The organism is Mesorhizobium sp. MC2-1-1 (assembly GCF_057597255.1).
Genome location: NZ_CP195205.1, coordinates 144,790 through 161,588 on the forward strand (window position 1 = coordinate 144,790; position 16,799 = coordinate 161,588).

A 16,799-nucleotide genomic window follows, 5' to 3' on the forward strand; every position below is an offset into this window, starting at 1 on the left:
ACGAGACTGTCAGGCTGGTAAAAGATTTTGACCAGTCGAGCGGAGGAAGTGCCGATGTCCGGCCTTGCCATGCCCAAGCCAGATGCCGGGACACTCAACCGGCGCGCCGAGATCGTCGCCGACATGCGCATCATCGTGCCGGGCGAGGGCGTCGTCGACGCGGCCAATGAAATGCGCGCCTTCGAGAGCGACGGCCTCACCGCCTACCGGCAATTGCCGTTGGTCGTCGTGCTGCCGGAAACGGTAACGCAGGTCTCGCGGATATTGAAATACTGCAACGAGCGCAACATTCGCGTCGTGCCGCGCGGCTCCGGCACTTCGCTGTCGGGCGGCGCGCTGCCGCTGGAAGATGCGGTGCTCCTTGTGATGAGCCGCTTTAACCGCATCCTTGCGATCGACTATCCCAACCGCACCGTCGTCGCCCAGCCGGGCGTCACCAATCTTGGCATCACCACCGCCGTCGAGCAGGAGGGCTTCTACTACGCCCCCGATCCATCCTCCCAGATCGCCTGCTCGATCGGCGGCAATGTCGCGGAGAATTCCGGCGGCGTGCACTGCCTGAAATACGGCCTCACCGCCAACAATGTGCTGGGCATCGAGATGGTGCTTATGAATGGCGAAGTGGTGCGCCTCGGCGGCAATCATCTCGACCAGGAAGGCTACGATCTGCTCGGCGTCATGACCGGCTCGGAAGGCCTGCTCGGCGTCGTCACCGAGGTGACCGTGCGCATCCTGAAGAAGCCGGAGACGGCGCGCGCGCTGCTGATCGGCTTTCCGACCAGCGAGGAGGGGGGTAAATGCGTCGCCGATATCATCGGCGCCGGTATCATCCCCGGCGGTATGGAGATGATGGACCGCCCGGCGATCCACGCGGCGGAGGATTTCGTCCATGCCGGCTACCCGCTCGACGTCGAGGCACTGCTCATCGTCGAGCTCGATGGGCCGAGCGTCGAGGTCGACCATCTGATCGGCCTCGTCGAGGGGATCGCCTACAGGAACGGCGCGACCACCTGCCGCATATCGCAGTCGGAGCAGGAGCGGTTGAACTTCTGGGCCGGGCGCAAGGCGGCTTTCCCGGCGGTCGGCCGCATCTCGCCCGACTATTACTGCATGGACGGCACCATCCCGCGCAAGGAACTGCCGCGCGTGCTGGCCGGCATGCGCGCGCTGTCGGAGAAATACGGGCTCGGCGTCGCCAACGTCTTCCACGCCGGCGACGGCAACCTGCATCCGCTGATCCTCTACGACGCCAATGTGCCGGGCGAACTGGACAAGGCTGAAAGCTTCGGGGCAGACATCTTGCGCCTCTGCGTCGAGGTCGGCGGCGTGCTGACGGGCGAGCACGGCGTCGGCGTCGAGAAGCGCGACCTGATGCCGGAAATGTTCAACCAGATCGACCTTGACCAGCAGATGCGCGTCAAATGCGCCTTCGATCCCAATCACCTGCTCAACCCCGGCAAGGTATTTCCGCAACTGCGCCGCTGCGCCGAACTGGGGCGCATGCATGTGCATCGGGGACAGGTGGCGTTTCCGGATATTCCGAGGTTTTGATGGGGGCTTGGGATCAAAGTTCCTCGCCCCCGCAAAGCGGGGGAGAGGTGGCTCGGGCGAAGCCCGAGACGGAGAGGGGGACGCCCTCTCGGCCAAGCCGCCGCTCGCCCGAAAAGATCGCCCGCGCGCGCGGTCTCCGTCACGGAGACAATCAGGCGGAAGCAACCCTCTGGAACGAACTGAAGGCCAGGAAACTGGGCTTCGGACCTCACATTCGTTTTCGCCGCCACGAAGACGGGAGGCAGCGCTTTATGATGGCCCCCTCTCCATCTCGGGCTTCGCCCGAGCCACCTCTCCTCCGCTTTGCGGGGGCGAGGAACCAGGTCCATGCACCATGACCACCTTCACCCCCTCCACACCCGCCGAGACTCTCTCCACGGTCCAATGGGCGGTGGCGGAAGAAACGCCGCTCGAAATCCTGGGCCACGGCTCCAAGCGCGGCATCGGGCGTCCGCTGCAGACCGAGCACACGCTCGATCTGTCGAAACTCACCGGCATCACGCTCTACGAGCCGGCCGAGCTGGTGCTGTCGGCCCGCGCCGGCACGCCGCTCGCCGAGATCGAAGAACTGCTTGCGGAAAGCGGCCAGCAGTTCGCCTTCGAGCCGATGGATTACGGCCCGTTGCTCGGCGGCGAGCCGGGCAAAGGCACGATCGGCGGGGTGCTCGCCTCGAACCTTTCCGGCCCTCGACGTCTCAAGGCGGGCGCCGCGCGCGACCATATCCTTGGCGTCGCCGCGGTCTCGGGTCGTGGCGAGGCCTTCAAGTCGGGTGGGCGCGTGGTCAAGAACGTCACCGGCTATGACCTCTCCAAGCTTATGGCGGGAAGCTGGGGCACGCTGGCCGTGCTGACCGACGTCACCTTCAAGGTCCTGCCGGCCGCCGAGACCGAGGTGACGCTGGCAATCCGCGGCCTGCTGGACGATGCCGCCGTCGCCGCCATGGCGCTGGCGCTTGGCTCCAGCGCCGAAGTGTCGAGCGCCGCGCACCTGCCAGAGCGGGTCGCCGCGAAGGTTGCCGGCGGCGAGCACGGCAGCGATGCCGCGACGCTGCTGCGCGTGGAGGGTTTTGGCCCGTCGGTCGTCTATCGCATCGAGGCTTTGCGCAAGCTGCTCGGCAGGGCCGGGCCAGTGGAGGAGATCGCCGGCGAGGCGTCGAAGACGATCTGGCGCGACATCCGCGATTGCGTCCCTTTCGCCGACGGCGGCGCGCGGCCGGTCTGGCGCGTCTCAATGGCGCCGTCGCAGGCGCATCACATGGTTATGGCCCTGCGCATGCAGGCGGCGGTCGACGCCTTCTACGACTGGCAGGGCGGTCTTGTGTGGCTGTCAATGCGCGAGGACGAGCCCGAAGCCGACCTTTTGCGCCGCCTGATCCGCAAGCATGGCGGCGGCCACGCGACGCTGGTGCGCGCTACAGCTTCGCATCGCGCGGCGCTGCCGGTGTTCGAGCCGCAGCCGCCACATCTGGCGGCGCTGTCGGCGCGGCTCAAGGCCGAATTCGATCCGAAGCAGATTCTCAGCCCCGGCCGCATGGCCAGCGGTTCCAGCTCTGCTACTCTTCCTCGATCAACGGAGGGAGCACCATGAGTAATGTCAATCCAGGTCCGGACATGGGGTCGCGCCAGACCGATCGCTGGCTGGAGCCGGGCCAGACCAACGCGCTGGTCATCTACATTCTCTACCTCGCCAGCCTCGTCATCGGCGTGACCGGCATCGTCGGCATCGTCCTTGCCTACATCAACCGAGGCAAGACGGGCGGTTTCGTCGAAAGCCACTATACTTTCCTGATCAGGACATTCTGGATCGGCCTCCTCTACGCGCTGATCTCGGTGGTCCTGATGATGCTCGTTATCGGCTTCCTGCTGATGTTCGCCGTCGCCGTCTGGTTCATCGCCCGCTGCATTCTCGGCATCCAGGCGCTGCAACGCGGCGAGCCGGTCAGGAACCCGCAGAGCTGGCTTCTCGGACGGTAAGGATTTTTGTGTGCAGACCAATTTCTCCCTTGCCCAGCTCGCCGACCCGCATGTCGCGGAATCGGAAAAGATCCTGCGCAAATGTGTGCATTGCGGCTTCTGCACCGCCACCTGCCCGACCTATGTGACGCTGGGCAATGAACTGGATTCGCCGCGCGGCCGCATCTACCTCATCAAGGACATGCTGGAGAACGGCCGCCCGGCCGACAAGGAGATGGTCACCCATATCGACCGGTGCCTGTCCTGCCTGGCCTGCATGACGACTTGTCCCTCGGGTGTGAACTACATGCATCTGGTCGATCATGCCCGCGCGCATATCCAGGAGACCTACAGGCGGCCGTTGCTCGACCGGTTGACGCGCGCCATGCTGGCGGCCGTGCTGCCTCACCCGGCCCGTTTCCGGGCGGCGTTGAAACTGGCCGGCCTCGGCCGACCGTTCGTCGGCCTGTTCGAGAAACTGCCGGCGCTGAAGCCGGTCGCCGCGATGCTGAGGCTCGCGCCGTCCTCGATCCCGGCGGCATCGCCGATGTCTTTGCCCGGCACGCATGCCGGGCAGGGCACAAAGCGTGGTCGCGTCGCGATCCTCACCGGCTGCGCGCAATCGGTGCTCGATCCGGCGATCAACGCTACCACCATCTCTTTGCTGACAAGGCTCGGCGTCGAGGTCGTGGTGCCGGAAGGCGAGGGCTGCTGCGGCGCGCTCGTCCATCATATGGGCCGCGAGGAGGCAGCGCTCGCCTCGGCGAGGCGGAACGTCGATGCCTGGACGCGTGCCGTCGACAATGGCGGGCTGGACGCCATAATCATCACGGCATCGGGCTGCGGCACGACGATCAAGGACTACGGCTTCATGCTGCGTCTCGATCCGGCCTATGCGGAAAGAGCAGCCCGCGTTTCGGCGCTCGCGAAAGACGTCACTGAATATCTTGCCGGGCTCGACCTGCCCGAGCCGGTACGCAGGCCAGGCACGATCGTCGCCTATCATTCAGCCTGCTCGATGCAGCACGGCCAGAAGATCACGCGCCAGCCGAAGGAGCTTCTCGCCAAGGCGGGCTTCGTCGTGCGCGAGCCGCGCGAAGGGCATCTGTGCTGCGGCTCGGCCGGCACCTACAACATCCTCCAGCCGGAGATTTCGGCGAAGCTACGCGACCGCAAGGTGAAGAACATCGAAGCGACTGGTGCCGAAATCGTCGCCACCGGCAATATCGGCTGCATCACCCAGATCGCATCGGCCGCGAAGCTGCCGGTGGTGCACACAATCAAGTTGCTCGACTGGGCCTATGGCGGTCCCAAGCCGGAAGGCGTGCCCGACGCGATGCTGGTTGCCGCCGAGTAGTGGAGTTACTCCGCCGCAAGTTGGTCTGGCGCGCCATAGGTCGCGCGGTAAAGCGCGCGCTGGCGATTGAGCGCCACCATGGTGTTGCGCAACAGGATCGCGACCGTCAGCGGGCCGACGCCGCCCGGCACCGGCGTGATCCAGGAAGCCACCTCCTTGACGCTGTCGGTGTCGACGTCGCCGACGATACGTGTTTCGCCGTCGGGCCCGACCTCCGAATTGATGCCGATGTCGATGACACAGGCGCCCGGCTTCACCATGTCGGCCTTGATCAGTCGCGGCTTGCCGACCGCGACGAACAGCGCATCGGCGCGCCGTGCATGCGCCGCCACCGATCGCGTCATGTGATGGCAGACCGTGACCGTCGCGCCCTCGCTCATCAGCAGGAAGGCGATCGGCTTGCCGACGATCTCGGAATGGCCGACGACGACGACTTCGAGCCCCTTGAGATCGAGTCCGGTCTCCTTCAGCAGTTCGACCGAGGCGGCCGCCGTGCAGGGCGCCAGATCGAGCTGGTTGTAGACGATGTTGCCGATCGAGGCCGGGTGCATGCCCTCGACGTCCTTCAGCGGATGCACCGCGCCCTGCAGCGTCTTGATCGGGATATGCGCCGGCACCGGCCGCTGGATGATGATGCCGGTGACGCGCGGGTCGGCGTTGAGGCCGTGGATCGCCGCTTCCAATTCGCCGGCGGTGATATCGGCGGCGAAGCGCCTTTCCTCGAACCCAATGCCGGCCAGCGCCGCCTTGGCGCGCTGGTTGCGCACATAGACTTCGACCGCGGCGGTATCGCCGACGGTGATCGAGACGAGCTTCGGCGCAAAGCCTTCGGCTGTGGCGATTGCCGCATCCTCGCGCACCGAGGCGATGATGCGCTGGGCGACCGGGCCGCCTTTCAGGTAGCGGCTGTCGTCGGTCCGGGTCATGCTGGCGCCTCCGCTTTCTGGGGCAATTCGAGGAAAAGCGCGCATGCGGCTTCCTGTCGAAAATTGCGTGGCAACTGAGATTTGTGCGCTGCAATAGCAGAGGACCGCCCGGAAATCAGCCCCGAATGCGAACCGCATTGCTTTCAGGACGACTTGCCGCTCCATGCATGGCGCCCGAAAGCATGACCTCGGTCCTGACCCGAGGGGTGCGCAGCGGTTTTCGGACAGCGACACGCACCAACAAGAAACGAAAAGGCAGCGCGGGTGACCGCGCTGCCTTTTCGTGACCGGCCGTATCCCCACACGGCCCGTCCCCCGTTAACTCTTTGCCAGTCTAAGCATTTCTTGCTGCCGTGCGCTATGGCTTAAGGGCAACAGCAAGCCCTAAAAGAACCATTCGGCGCATCTGACCGGTCGATTTCGTTATATCACCTCGACTGTGGTTCCGACATTCACGCGCTCGTAGAGGTCGACGACGTCTTCGTTGCGCATGCGGATGCAACCCGAGGACACCGCGCCGCCGATCGTCCATGGCTGGTTGGTGCCATGGATGCGGTATTCCGTGGTGCCGAGATAGAGAGCGCGCGCGCCGAGCGGGTTCTCGATGCCGCCGGCCAGGTAGGTCGGCAGGTAACGGCCCTTGGCCGCCTCACGCTTGATCATCTCCGCCGGCGGACGCCAGTCGGGCCAGACCCTCTTGTCGGTGATCTTGTGGGTGCCCGACCATTCGAAGCCCGGCTTTCCGGTGCCGACGCCGTAACGCCGCGCCTTGCCATTCTTCTCGACCAAATAGAGGAAATTCTGGTGCGTATCGATGACGATGGTGCCCGGCTTCGCCGGCCCGTCATAGGCGACTTCCTGCGGCAGATAGATCGGGTTGATCTGGGGCCGCATCACCATGCGCCTGGCCGGCTGCTGGACGGCCGCCGTCTTCTGTCGGTCGGGCTGCGCCTGGAGGAGGCGCTGCAGCGGCTGCTGCGTCGCCGGCCGCGCGGGCCGCACGATGCCCGGCGCATGGCCAAGCTGCAGCACCCAGGGCGCCGAAAGATCGGGGCTCACCATCACTGGCGGCATGTCGGCATAGCGGTCATTGGCGAGCGAAGTCGAGGCGCCGGCGGCAAGAGAGGCCACAGCACCTAGCAGGGAACAAAACGCTGTCTTCATCGGAATGCACCTTGATCGTCGAACTCATCCGGCGGGCAGGGCGGCCCTCGGCTTCGCGATCCTTGGCGCGCAGCGGCAAGCAAAACATGAATCGGAATGCGTAAAATGCCGCTTTGTCAGTAAACCTTTCGGTGTGGTTACCGGCCGGTTCAGGAATCTGGTAAAGCCACGGTAAAAGCGGCGCCGAGGCGCATCAACGAATGGATTTGCGGCAATGGGACAGGAAAGCTCCGGTATTATCGAAGGCCCGGACGGCAAGACGCGCTGCTTCTGGCACGGCAATTTGCCGGATTATCTCCACTACCACGACCACGAATGGGGTCGCCCGGTAACGGATGATCGCCGCCTGTTCGAAAAGATCTGCCTTGAGGGTTTCCAGTCGGGCCTGTCGTGGCTCACCATCCTGCGCAAGCGCGAGAATTTCCGCGAGGCCTTCGCCGGTTTCGATTTCGACAAGGTGGCTCAATTCACCGACGACGATGTCGAGCGCCTGCTCGGCAATGTCGGCATCGTCCGCCATCGCGGCAAGATCGTCTCGACCATCAACAACGCAAAACGCGCGCGCGAGATGGTGGACGAGTTCGGTTCGCTTGCCGCCTGGTTCTGGAAGTTCGAGCCCGGTCCGCAGGAGCGGCCCGAAATCGTCGACCTCGTGCATTTGCGCGCCAATCCGACGACGGCGGTGTCGGTGAGGATATCGAAGGAATTGAAGAAGCGCGGCTGGAGCTTTGTCGGCCCCACCACGGTCTATGCTTTCATGCAGGCGATGGGCCTGGTCAATGACCATCTCGAAGGTTGCTACTGCCGCACGGAGGTGGAGAAGCAGCGCAGGGCGCTGAAGCGGCCGAAGTAGCCTGCCTTCTCCTTCTCCCCTTGTGGGAGAAGGTATCGCCGCAGGCGACGGATGAGGGGTGCTCCAGCTTGGCGCCGCCGGAGGAGTCGGCAAGTTTGCCAGCGCCACGCTCCGCTGGAACACCCCTCATCCGTCTCGGCGCTGCTTCACGAACCTGCCCTTATGGCCGCTTCCGTTGATGTTCCAGGCCAGGCTCGCGCCCGACACTGTCAGCACCAGCTCTCTGAAGCCGCGATCGTCGGGCGTGTGGTGCGTGGAGGCGGAACTGCGGCCGGCCGGGATGACCTCGACGGTCGAGCCCTTCCTCACCCAGCAGCCCTAGCCGTACTGGTCGTTGGCGCCATAGGCGAGCGCGAACTCGAAGCTGCCGTCTTTCTTCAAGAGCAGTTCGGAACCGACTTCCATGACGCCGTTAAGGTAGTAGTGGCCGGCAAGACGGGCATCGCCCGGCTGGCAGGCGTTGGCCGCGCTGGTCGCGCCAACAGCCAGCGCGCCGGCAAGGGCGCATGCAAATTGCAGACGTATGATGATACCCGATCGTTGGGTGGAGGTCAGAGATTGCCGGCGCCGCTCAGGAACAACCCCGCAATGATGGCCGCCACGGCGGCAAAAGCCGGATAAATGACCAGCAGCCCGGTCACCAGCGCGTCCCGCGTCGTCGGCTTATGTGGCTGCGTCGGCACGTCGAACGGTCCGGCCGGCTGCTGCGCCGGCTTGAGCACGGCGCCCCCGGCAGGCCGCAGCCTGGCTGGTCTGCCGCTCTCGATCATGTCTTCAGCCGTGGTCATGGCCCCGAACCCCTTGTTTCGGCGTGCTTTATGGTCGTCGATTGTGTCGGCAGCATGCCGCGCTGGTGGCGGAATTGTTTCGCTTCAGCTGTGTTTTGTTTCAGCCTCTGGCCACGAGGGGAGAAGGAAAAGGCGCCGACCCTTGCCGCTCCAAGCGCCATCGTTTAGGAAACGCGCGCCCCATTACCAGAGAAGATCATTCCATGGCCGACAAATCGGAAAAGACGAAAGCGCGGCTGCCGCGCGGTTTTACCGACCGCAGCGCCGAAGACATCCGCGCCGTCGAGAAGATGATGGCCACCATCCGCTCGGTCTATGAGCTCTACGGCTTTGAGCCGGTCGACCAGCCGATGATCGAATACACCGATGCGCTGGGCAAGTTCCTGCCCGACCAGGACCGGCCGAACGAAGGCGTCTTCTCATTCCAGGACGATGACGACCAGTGGTTGTCGCTGCGCTACGACCTGACCGCGCCGACGGCGCGCTTCGTCGCCGAGAATTTCGACAAGCTGCCGAAACCCTATCGCAGCTACCGCTCAGGATGGGTGTTCCGCAACGAGAAGCCCGGCCCTGGCCGCTTCCGCCAGTTCATGCAGTTCGACGCCGATACGATCGGCACGCCGGGCGTTGCCGCCGACGCCGAGATGGCGATGATGATGGCCGACGTGATGGAGGCGCTCGGCATCAAACGCGGCGACTATGTTATCCGGGTCAACAACCGCAAGGTGCTGGACGGCGTGCTCGAGGCTATTGGACTCGGAGGCGACGAGAACGCCGGCCGCCGGCTGACGGTGCTGCGCGCCATCGACAAGCTGGACAAGCTCGGAGCTGAAGGCGTCAGGCTTCTCCTTGGTCCGGGACGATGGGATGGCGGCAAGGAAGGCGAAGGCGATTTCGCCAAGGGCGCCGGCTTGAACGATGCAGCGGCAGATGCGGTTCTTCTCGCCACGGCAAGAGACGCCCAGCCCGGCCACGATGCCGGCGTCAGTGCCAACGCTGCCTACCAGGAAGGCGTCGGCGAACTTGCCACGATTGAAGCCCTGGTCAGGGCGGCGGGATACGGCGAAGACCGTATCGCAATGGACCGTTCTGTGGTGCGCGGCCTGGAATATTACACCGGCCCGGTCTTCGAGGCGGAGCTTCTGGCCGAAATCCCCAATGACGAAGGCCAGATCGTGCGTTTCGGCTCCGTCGGCGGCGGCGGCCGTTATGACGGGCTGGTCTCGCGCTTCCGCGGCGAGCCGGTGCCCGCGACCGGCTTCTCCATTGGCGTCTCGCGACTGATGACGGCGCTGAAGAACCTCGGCAAGCTCGACACCTCGGACGTCATCGCCCCTGTCGTGGTGCTGGTCATGGACAGGGACACGGACAGCCTCGGCCGTTATCAGAAGATGGTCGCCGACCTGCGCGCCGCCGGCATCCGCTCCGAAATGTATCTCGGCGGCGCCGGCATGAAGGCGCAGCTGAAATATGCCGACCGCCGCGGCAGCCCGGTCGCCATCATCCAGGGCGGCGACGAGCGCGCCAGGGGCGAACTGCAGATCAAGGACCTGATCGAAGGCGCCCGCATGTCGGCCGAGATCACCGACAACGCCGAATGGCGCGCCGCAAGGCCTGCCCAGGTGACTGTGCCTGAGAGCGAGCTGGTTGGAGAGGTGAAGAAGATCCTGGCGGCGCAAGCCGCCGACCGCGCCAAAGCCTAGCCATGACCACCCGCCCCGCCATCGCAGCCGACATTATTAACCTCTTCGCGTCCCGCGACACGCATGCGGTCGAAGTGGCGGTCCTGCAGCCGGCCGATCCGTTCCTCGACATGGCGGGCGAAGACCTGCGCCGCCGCATCTTCCTCACCGAGAGCGAGACCGGCAAGACCTTGTGCCTGCGGCCCGAATTTACCATTCCGGTCTGCCTCGACCATATCGCCAGCCAGGCCGGCACGCCGCGCCGCTACTCCTATCTTGGCGAAGTCTTCCGACAGCGCCGCGAGGGCGGCAATGAGTTCTTCCAGGCAGGAATCGAGGATCTCGGCGACGGTGACGTCGCCGCCGCCGATGCGCGATCCTTGGCCGACGCGCATGCGCTCTTGTCTCTGGTGCTGCCTGGAAAGCGCCTCGCCATCACGCTTGGCGACCAGACCTTGTTCGAGGCGGTGCTGGCAGCACTTGGCCTGCCGCGCGGCTGGCGCATGCGGCTCGCGCGCGCCTTCGGCTCCGCGCCGATGCTGGAAGCGGCCCTTGCCGATCTCGCCAATCCGCCGCGCAACAGCCAGCTCTCCGGTCCGGTCGCGTTGTTGGTGCTCGACGGCGATGCGGAAGGCCTTGCCGCCCACATTGCGGCCGGCATGGAGGAGGCCGGGCTGTCTGCGTCGTCCGGCCGCGCGCCGGCAGATATCGCGCGCAGGCTCATCGAGAAAGCGCAGCTGCGCAGCGTGCGGCTCTCCGACGAGGCGTTCTCGGCGCTGAAGGGTTTTCTCGAGATCGACGTCGCGCTCGACAGCGCGCCCGCGGCGCTGGAGAAATTCGCCGCCGATGCCGGCCTGTCGCTGGGACCGGCGCTGGAGAATTTCGCCGCTCGCGCCAGGTCCATAGAGGCGCATGGCCTGTCCTCGGCGCAAATCCGCTACGATGCCGCCTTCGGCCGCCCGCTCGACTATTATACCGGCCTTGTCTTCGAGATCGGGGTCCAGGGGGGCGACCGCCCGCTTGCCGGCGGTGGCCGCTACGACCGTTTGCTGACGCTGCTGGGCGCGAGGAAGCCGATCCCCGGCGTCGGCTTCTCGGTCTGGCTCGATCGCATCGAAGCGTTGCGGGAGGGCGCGCGATGATCACGCTGGCAATTCCCTCGAAGGGCCGTCTCAAGGAGCAGTCTCTCGAAGTGCTGGCCAAGGCCGGCCTGGCCGTTGCCCTGCCCGAGGACGACCGCAAATACCGAGCCCGCATCGAAGGCCTCGACGCTGTCGAAGTGGCCTTCCTGTCGGCATCCGAGATCGCCGGCGAGATCGGCCAGGGCGCGGTCGATCTCGGCATCACCGGCGAGGACCTTGTGCGCGAGAACCTCGCCGACTGGGAGGCGCGGGCCGAGATCGTCGCGCGTCTCGGATTCGGCAATGCCGATGTCGTGGTGGCGGTCCCCGACATCTGGCTCGATGTCGACAGCATGGCCGATCTCGATGACGTCGCCGCCGATTTCCGCCAGCGCCACGGCCGGCGCTTGCGGATCGCCACCAAATATTGGCGGCTGACGCAGCAGTTCTTCTCGCTCAAGCACGGCATCCAGGTCTATCGCATCGTCGAAAGCCTCGGCGCCACCGAAGGCGCACCGGCGGCTGGGCTCGCCGATGTCATCGTCGACATCACCACGACGGGCTCGACGCTGCGCGCCAACCATCTCAAGGTTCTGGGCGATGGTACGATCCTGAAGTCGCAAGCCTGTCTCGTCGCTTCGATGAAGCAGCGCGATGCGGCGGACGAGGCATTGTTGCGGGAAATCGCCGCGAAGATGAGCGCTCTGCCTTCCCCTTGAGAGGGGAACACCTCTACCTTCGGCGGGTTTTCACCGTCACGGCAGGCTGATAGGCTGGGTCATCCCGGGAGGATACGGCGATGGCGATCAAACTCGACGAGCTCATGAACGCCACCAATCTGCGAGGGCGCGGCGCGAGTGGCGCCTTCATTGCTCCGCTGGGCGGCAAGGCGCATGTGTCGGGCGACCGGTCGGTGCCTTTGCTCGACAAGACCATTCCGGAGTTGTTCTCGGACACCGTGAGCAAGTACGCCACGCTCGACGCCGCCGTCTTCGTCGGCCAGGACAAGCGCTTCACCTGGAGCGAGCTGTCTGACACGGTCGACGCCTTGGCCGCCGGCTTCCTGGCGCTGGGCCTGGAGAAGGGCGACCGCGTCGGCATCTGGTCGCCGAACCGCTGGGAATGGCTGGTGACGCAGTTCGCCACCGCCCGCATCGGGCTGATCCTGGTCAACATCAACCCGGCCTACCGGCTGGCCGAACTCGAATATGCCCTCAACAAGGTAGGCTGCAAGGCGCTGGTCACCGCCGCGCGGTTCAAGACGTCCGACTATCTCGGTATGATCGAGACGCTGGCGCCGGAAATCGCCGTTGCCGAACCCGGCAGGCTCAAGGCGAGAAAGCTGCCGGCGCTGAAGATCGTCATTCGCATGGGCGACGACAATTCGCCCGGCATGTTCAATTTCGGCGACGTGCTGGCCATGGCCGGCCGCGACGAGCATGACAGTCTCGACCGTATCTCGGAAAGCCTGAAGCCGGGAGATGCCATCAACATCCAATTCACCTCCGGCACGACAGGCGCGCCGAAGGGCGCGACGCTCACCCACGCGAACATCGTCAACAACGGCAATTTCGTGACCTCGGCGATCAGGCTCACGGTCGATGACCGGCTCTGCATCCCGGTGCCGCTCTACCACTGCTTCGGCATGTCGATGGGCACGATGGGCTGCGTCTCCAAGGGCGCGACGATGGTCTTCCCAGGCGAAGGCTTCGATGCCGGCGCGACGCTGAGGGCTGTCGCGCAGGAACGCTGCACAGGCCTCTATGGCGTGCCGACCATGTTCGTCGCCATGCTCGACCACGCCGATTTCGCGACCTTCGACCTGTCCAGCCTGCGAACGGGCATCATGGCGGGCTCGCCTTGCCCGATCGAGGTGATGAAGAAGGTGGTGTCGCTGATGCATATGAGCCAGGTGACCATCGCTTATGGCATGACCGAAACCAGCCCGGTCTCGTTCCAGAGCGGCGTCGACGATCCGCTGGAGAAACGCGTTTCCACCGTCGGTCGCATCCACCCGCACGTCGAAGTCAAGGCCATCGGCGCGGACGGCGCCACCGTTGCGGTCGGCGAGCCTGGCGAGCTCTGCACGCGCGGCTACTCGGTGATGAAGGGCTACTGGGACGACGCTGAGAAGACCGGCGAGGCGATCGACGCCGACGGCTGGATGCACACCGGCGACCTCGCGACCATCGACGCCGAGGGCTATTGCAACATCGTCGGCCGGGTGAAGGACATGGTCATCCGCGGCGGCGAGAACGTCTATCCGCGCGAGGTCGAGGAGTTCCTCTACCGCCATCCCAAGATCAAGGAAGTCCAGGTCTTCGGCATCCCAGATGACAAATATGGCGAGGAACTCTGCGCCTGGATCGTGCTGAAGCCGGGCCAGATCGCCACCGCCGAGGAGATCAAGGCCTTCTGCGCCGGCCAGATCGCGCATTACAAGGTGCCGCGCCACATCCGCTTCCGCAGCGAACTGCCGATGACGGTGACCGGCAAGGCGCAGAAATTCCTGATGCGCGAGGCAATGGTGGAGGAACTGGGGCTGGTGGCGCAGAAGACAGCGTGAACGGCATTTATGGACAACGAGTTTCCAAATTTCGCGGCGCTGAAAGCCGCCAAGATCGAAAACATAGACTATCGAATTGTCGTCCGGCGCGGCGCGCGAACCGGCGGCGCGATCGTCATGGCCCCACATGGCGGCAAGATCGAGCCTCGCACCTCGCTGATCACCGAGACGATAGCGGGGGGCGATCTCGATATGTATTGCTTTGAGGGGCTTATGACGGAATGCAACCGGGAACTGCACATAACCTCGAGGAATTTTGACGAGGCAACCGCGCTGGACCTGTTGCGGACGAAGTCCACGGTCGTTGCTATCCATGGCCGTCAGGATCGGGACGATCTTGCGACGGTCTATATGGGCGGCAAGGACGCCGTGTTGGGTTCAGAGATAATCTGGCGTCTGCGGGAGGCCGGCTTCCAGGCACGGAAGGATAACCATCCTTTTCCGGGTATCCAGGATTCGAACATCGTCAACCGAGGGCTGACAGGGAAGGGCGCGCAGCTGGAAGTGCCCTTCTCGCTGCGCCGCCGTCTGGGGAACGAGCCGGAACTGCTGGAAAGATTCTGTCGGGCGGTTCGCGAGGCCATTGATGTACTCGACGCCGGGAATGGTGCCCGGTCTCCGTTCATGTTTTGACCGGCTGACCTGGCGGGCAAAGATGCCGGTGAGCGGTGCTCACCACCCGCTTTTCCGCTAGGTTCACGGAAACGCGCGGGGTTTGGGGGCTTGAATGACTGGTTGCGGGCGGTCGATGACTTCCTACACGATGCCGTTGGCCGCGCTGGCCATGGCACTCGCGGTGAGGGCCAGCGGCCTTTCGGTTGACGAAGGATGGCTGAACGCCAGGATACTCGTTGGAGCGCTATCGAGCGCGATCATGTTCACCACCATTTTCGTGGTGCTCGACCACGCCGAGGCGGTCGCCCGGCGCGTTGGGGAGCCCTACGGAACCTTGGTGCTGACGTTTGCGGTGACGGCGATCGAAGTATCGATCATCGTCTCCATGATGCTGCATGGAGAAAACAACCCGACGCTGGCGCGCGAGTCCGTTTTCTCGACGGTGATGATCACCTCCACCGGCGTTGTCGGCATCTGTCTCACGCTCGGCGGTTGGCGCTACCGCAAGCAGGCGATCGTCCGGCAGGGCACCAGCGCCTACCTGTCGGTCCTGATCGCGCTGACCGTGCTGACGCTTATTCTTCCGACCTACACCCGGGCTACGGATCCCGGCACGTTTTCGGCGGCTCAGCTTGCTTTTGTAAGCGTTCTTTCGGTTCTGCTCTATGCAAGTTTCGTGTTCGCCCAGACCGTTCGGCATAGGGAGGACTTCGTCCAGGGACAGGCACACGACGTTCCGATGCGAACAGCCTCCGACGGCAGCATTTCCATCAGCGCCTTGCTGCTGCTGTGCGGGCTGATCGGCATAGTCCTGCTCGCCGAGCAGGTCGCCGCGAGCGTGGAGGATGCGCTCGCCGCCTATCAGGTGACGCAGTCCGACAGCATTGTAGGGGCGTTGATCGCGGGGCTGGTTTTGATGCCCGAGGCCATTTCGGCGGTTCGCGCCTCGCTCAACAACGAGCTGCAGCGCGGCTTGAACGTGGCGATGGGTTCGGCCTGCGCCACGATCGGCTTGACGATACCGGCGGTCGCGGCAGCCAGTCTGCTGACGGGCAGAGGGCTGACTTTGGGTCTGCCGGCCTCAGATGCCGTGCTTCTGGTGCTGGCACTTTTCATATGCGGCGTAAGCTTCAGCACCGAAAGAACGACGTTCCTGACCGGCATGGTCCATGTCGTGGTGTTTTTCACCTATGTGTTTCTGATCTTTGTGCCGTGAAAGGCGTCGCGTGCCGAGCATCGGGCGCAGGGATGCCGCCTCGAAAGGAGCTCACGCCGCCAGCACCGCCCGATCCAGCCTGCGTATGATTCGCGCCAGTTCAACGCACTCGTCCTGGCGCACCTTGTTCTTCCGCCAGGCCATGCAAATCATGCGCTGCGGCATTGGCTCCTGGAACGGGACGATCCTCAGGTCCGGCATGACGCCGGCGGCATTTGCCGCCATTTCCGGCACCAGGGTGACGCCGAGCCCATGGGCCACCATCTGCAAGAGCGTGGTGAGGCTGGTCGCGCCGTAGCTTGCCATCGCCATCGGTCGCAATTTGCCGCAGACAGCCAGTGCCTGCTCGCGCAGGCAGTGACCTTCTTCCAGGAGCATCAGCCGCTCCAGCGCCGGGCTTTCCGGCGGCACAGGCGGCGAAGCGAAGGCCGGATCGCCGGCGGGAACGGCGAGGAAGAAGCGGTCAGGAAAAAGCTCTTCGGCGACTATCGCCGGCTGATCGAGTGGCAAAGCCGCGATGAAAGCGTCGAGTCGGCCGGACGTCGTATCCTCGACCAGCGACGCGGTCACCGCTTCGCGCAGTTCGAGCTGCAGGGAAGGGTAGTGCTTCTTCAGCTCCGGCAGCACATGCGGCAGGAGATAGGGCGCGACGGTGGGGATCATGCCCAGCCGGAAGCGACCTTCCATGCTGGGGCGGCCGCGCCGCGCCGTCGTCTCGACGTCACGTATGTCGCTCAGAATGCGCTCGATACGCGGCTGCAAGGCAAGCGCCTCGCCGGTCATGCGCACCGTCTTGCCGCCGCGCTCGAACAACAGGCAATTCAGCCGCTCTTCCATCTCGGCAATCTGCGCGGAAAGGGCCGGCTGGCTGACGCCGGCAAGTTTGGCTGCTCGGCCGAAATGCAGCGTCTGCGCCAGCGCATCGAAATATTGCATCTGCCGAACGGTCAGGCCAATCATAAGGAAAGGTTATCAAAACAAACAGGAAAGGCAATTTGTCTTTATCG

Annotated in this window: 16 protein-coding genes; 11 read left to right on the forward strand and 5 right to left on the reverse strand. The window is 64.6% G+C overall.

Translation table 11 applies throughout. From position 1 onward, the window contains the following. Positions 1-54 precede the first annotated feature (54 nt). The 4 genes from ACR64R_RS00695 (at position 55) to glcF (ending at position 4,861) form a co-directional block, all read left to right on the forward strand. Positions 55-1,551 (forward strand): FAD-linked oxidase C-terminal domain-containing protein, encoded by a 1,497-nt coding sequence (locus tag ACR64R_RS00695; protein WP_487359783.1) that lies wholly within the window; start codon positions 55-57, stop codon positions 1,549-1,551. Between the two features lie 334 nt (positions 1,552-1,885). Further along, positions 1,886-3,139, forward strand: coding sequence for a glycolate oxidase subunit GlcE (glcE, locus tag ACR64R_RS00700; RefSeq protein ID WP_487359784.1), 1,254 nt, complete (start codon positions 1,886-1,888; stop codon positions 3,137-3,139). After that, positions 3,136-3,525, forward strand: a complete 390-nt coding sequence (locus ACR64R_RS00705) for a DUF4870 family protein (protein WP_487359785.1) — start codon at positions 3,136-3,138, stop codon at positions 3,523-3,525. The genes glcE and ACR64R_RS00705 overlap by 4 nt, the downstream gene beginning before the upstream one ends. 10 nt (positions 3,526-3,535) lie before the next feature. Next, on the forward strand, positions 3,536-4,861 hold the full coding sequence (gene glcF, locus ACR64R_RS00710; protein ID WP_487359786.1) for a glycolate oxidase subunit GlcF: 1,326 nt from the start codon (positions 3,536-3,538) through the stop codon (positions 4,859-4,861). Positions 4,862-4,866: 5 nt separating this feature from the next. Here glcF and ACR64R_RS00715 read toward each other — a convergent pair whose 3' ends face one another. Together ACR64R_RS00715 and ACR64R_RS00720 are read right to left on the reverse strand one after the other, a co-directional pair. Continuing rightward, positions 4,867-5,787 (reverse strand): bifunctional 5,10-methylenetetrahydrofolate dehydrogenase/5,10-methenyltetrahydrofolate cyclohydrolase, encoded by a 921-nt coding sequence (locus ACR64R_RS00715; RefSeq protein ID WP_487359787.1) that lies wholly within the window; start codon positions 5,785-5,787, stop codon positions 4,867-4,869. Between the two features lie 423 nt (positions 5,788-6,210). Then, positions 6,211-6,951: a L,D-transpeptidase gene (locus tag ACR64R_RS00720; protein ID WP_487359788.1), complete on the reverse strand. Its 741-nt coding sequence runs from the start codon at positions 6,949-6,951 to the stop codon at positions 6,211-6,213. 214 nt (positions 6,952-7,165) lie between these two features. Here ACR64R_RS00720 and ACR64R_RS00725 point away from each other — a divergent pair, with 214 nt between their 5' ends. Beyond that, positions 7,166-7,804: a DNA-3-methyladenine glycosylase I gene (locus ACR64R_RS00725; RefSeq protein WP_487359789.1), complete on the forward strand. Its 639-nt coding sequence runs from the start codon at positions 7,166-7,168 to the stop codon at positions 7,802-7,804. 126 nt (positions 7,805-7,930) lie between these two features. Here the strand turns inward: ACR64R_RS00725 and ACR64R_RS00730 are convergent, their stop codons facing one another. After that, the gene (locus ACR64R_RS00730) at positions 7,931-8,113 is read right to left on the reverse strand and encodes a hypothetical protein (protein ID WP_487359790.1); all 183 of its coding nucleotides are present in this window, start codon (positions 8,111-8,113) and stop codon (positions 7,931-7,933) included. Between the two features lie 242 nt (positions 8,114-8,355). Continuing rightward, positions 8,356-8,592: a hypothetical protein gene (locus ACR64R_RS00735; protein ID WP_487359791.1), complete on the reverse strand. Its 237-nt coding sequence runs from the start codon at positions 8,590-8,592 to the stop codon at positions 8,356-8,358. A 203-nt stretch (positions 8,593-8,795) separates the two neighbouring features. Here ACR64R_RS00735 and hisS point away from each other — a divergent pair, with 203 nt between their 5' ends. The 6 genes from hisS (at position 8,796) to ACR64R_RS00765 (ending at position 15,792) form a co-directional block, all read left to right on the forward strand. Further along, positions 8,796-10,295: a histidine--tRNA ligase gene (gene hisS / locus ACR64R_RS00740; RefSeq protein WP_487359792.1), complete on the forward strand. Its 1,500-nt coding sequence runs from the start codon at positions 8,796-8,798 to the stop codon at positions 10,293-10,295. 2 nt (positions 10,296-10,297) lie between these two features. Further along, positions 10,298-11,416 carry an ATP phosphoribosyltransferase regulatory subunit gene (locus tag ACR64R_RS00745; protein ID WP_487359793.1) on the forward strand — a complete coding sequence of 373 codons (1,119 nt, stop codon included), beginning with the start codon at positions 10,298-10,300 and terminating at the stop codon, positions 11,414-11,416. After that, on the forward strand, positions 11,413-12,114 hold the full coding sequence (gene hisG / locus ACR64R_RS00750) for an ATP phosphoribosyltransferase (protein ID WP_487359794.1): 702 nt from the start codon (positions 11,413-11,415) through the stop codon (positions 12,112-12,114). The genes ACR64R_RS00745 and hisG overlap by 4 nt, the downstream gene beginning before the upstream one ends. Positions 12,115-12,194: 80 nt before the next feature. Continuing rightward, positions 12,195-13,961, forward strand: coding sequence for an AMP-binding protein (locus ACR64R_RS00755; protein WP_487359795.1), 1,767 nt, complete (start codon positions 12,195-12,197; stop codon positions 13,959-13,961). Positions 13,962-13,970: 9 nt separating this feature from the next. Beyond that, the gene (locus ACR64R_RS00760) at positions 13,971-14,594 is read left to right on the forward strand and encodes a poly-gamma-glutamate hydrolase family protein (protein ID WP_487359796.1); all 624 of its coding nucleotides are present in this window, start codon (positions 13,971-13,973) and stop codon (positions 14,592-14,594) included. 151 nt (positions 14,595-14,745) lie between these two features. Continuing rightward, entirely contained in the window at positions 14,746-15,792 is a 1,047-nt protein-coding gene (locus ACR64R_RS00765; RefSeq protein WP_487362586.1) for a calcium:cation antiporter, read from the forward strand. Between the two features lie 51 nt (positions 15,793-15,843). On the opposite strand, the gene ACR64R_RS00770 is transcribed toward ACR64R_RS00765, so the two are convergent. Beyond that, positions 15,844-16,752, reverse strand: a complete 909-nt coding sequence (locus tag ACR64R_RS00770; RefSeq protein WP_487359797.1) for a hydrogen peroxide-inducible genes activator — start codon at positions 16,750-16,752, stop codon at positions 15,844-15,846. Between the last annotated feature and the right edge of the window lie 47 nt (positions 16,753-16,799).

Excerpts from the sequence above, each read along its gene's own strand:
- ACR64R_RS00695 (WP_487359783.1), top strand. The coding sequence starts at position 55 with ATGTCCGGCCTTGCCATGCCCAAGCCAGATGCCGGGACACTCAACCGG.
- glcE (WP_487359784.1), top strand. The coding sequence starts at position 1,886 with ATGACCACCTTCACCCCCTCCACACCCGCCGAGACTCTCTCCACGGTC.
- ACR64R_RS00705 (WP_487359785.1), top strand. The coding sequence starts at position 3,136 with ATGAGTAATGTCAATCCAGGTCCGGACATGGGGTCGCGCCAGACCGAT.
- ACR64R_RS00715 (WP_487359787.1), bottom strand. The coding sequence starts at position 5,787 with ATGACCCGGACCGACGACAGCCGCTACCTGAAAGGCGGCCCGGTCGCC.
- ACR64R_RS00720 (WP_487359788.1), bottom strand. The coding sequence starts at position 6,951 with ATGAAGACAGCGTTTTGTTCCCTGCTAGGTGCTGTGGCCTCTCTTGCC.
- ACR64R_RS00725 (WP_487359789.1), top strand. The coding sequence starts at position 7,166 with ATGGGACAGGAAAGCTCCGGTATTATCGAAGGCCCGGACGGCAAGACG.
- ACR64R_RS00735 (WP_487359791.1), bottom strand. The coding sequence starts at position 8,592 with ATGACCACGGCTGAAGACATGATCGAGAGCGGCAGACCAGCCAGGCTG.
- hisS (WP_487359792.1), top strand. The coding sequence starts at position 8,796 with ATGGCCGACAAATCGGAAAAGACGAAAGCGCGGCTGCCGCGCGGTTTT.
- ACR64R_RS00745 (WP_487359793.1), top strand. The coding sequence starts at position 10,298 with ATGACCACCCGCCCCGCCATCGCAGCCGACATTATTAACCTCTTCGCG.
- hisG (WP_487359794.1), top strand. The coding sequence starts at position 11,413 with ATGATCACGCTGGCAATTCCCTCGAAGGGCCGTCTCAAGGAGCAGTCT.
- ACR64R_RS00755 (WP_487359795.1), top strand. The coding sequence starts at position 12,195 with ATGGCGATCAAACTCGACGAGCTCATGAACGCCACCAATCTGCGAGGG.
- ACR64R_RS00760 (WP_487359796.1), top strand. The coding sequence starts at position 13,971 with ATGGACAACGAGTTTCCAAATTTCGCGGCGCTGAAAGCCGCCAAGATC.
- ACR64R_RS00765 (WP_487362586.1), top strand. The coding sequence starts at position 14,746 with ATGGCACTCGCGGTGAGGGCCAGCGGCCTTTCGGTTGACGAAGGATGG.
- ACR64R_RS00770 (WP_487359797.1), bottom strand. The coding sequence starts at position 16,752 with ATGATTGGCCTGACCGTTCGGCAGATGCAATATTTCGATGCGCTGGCG.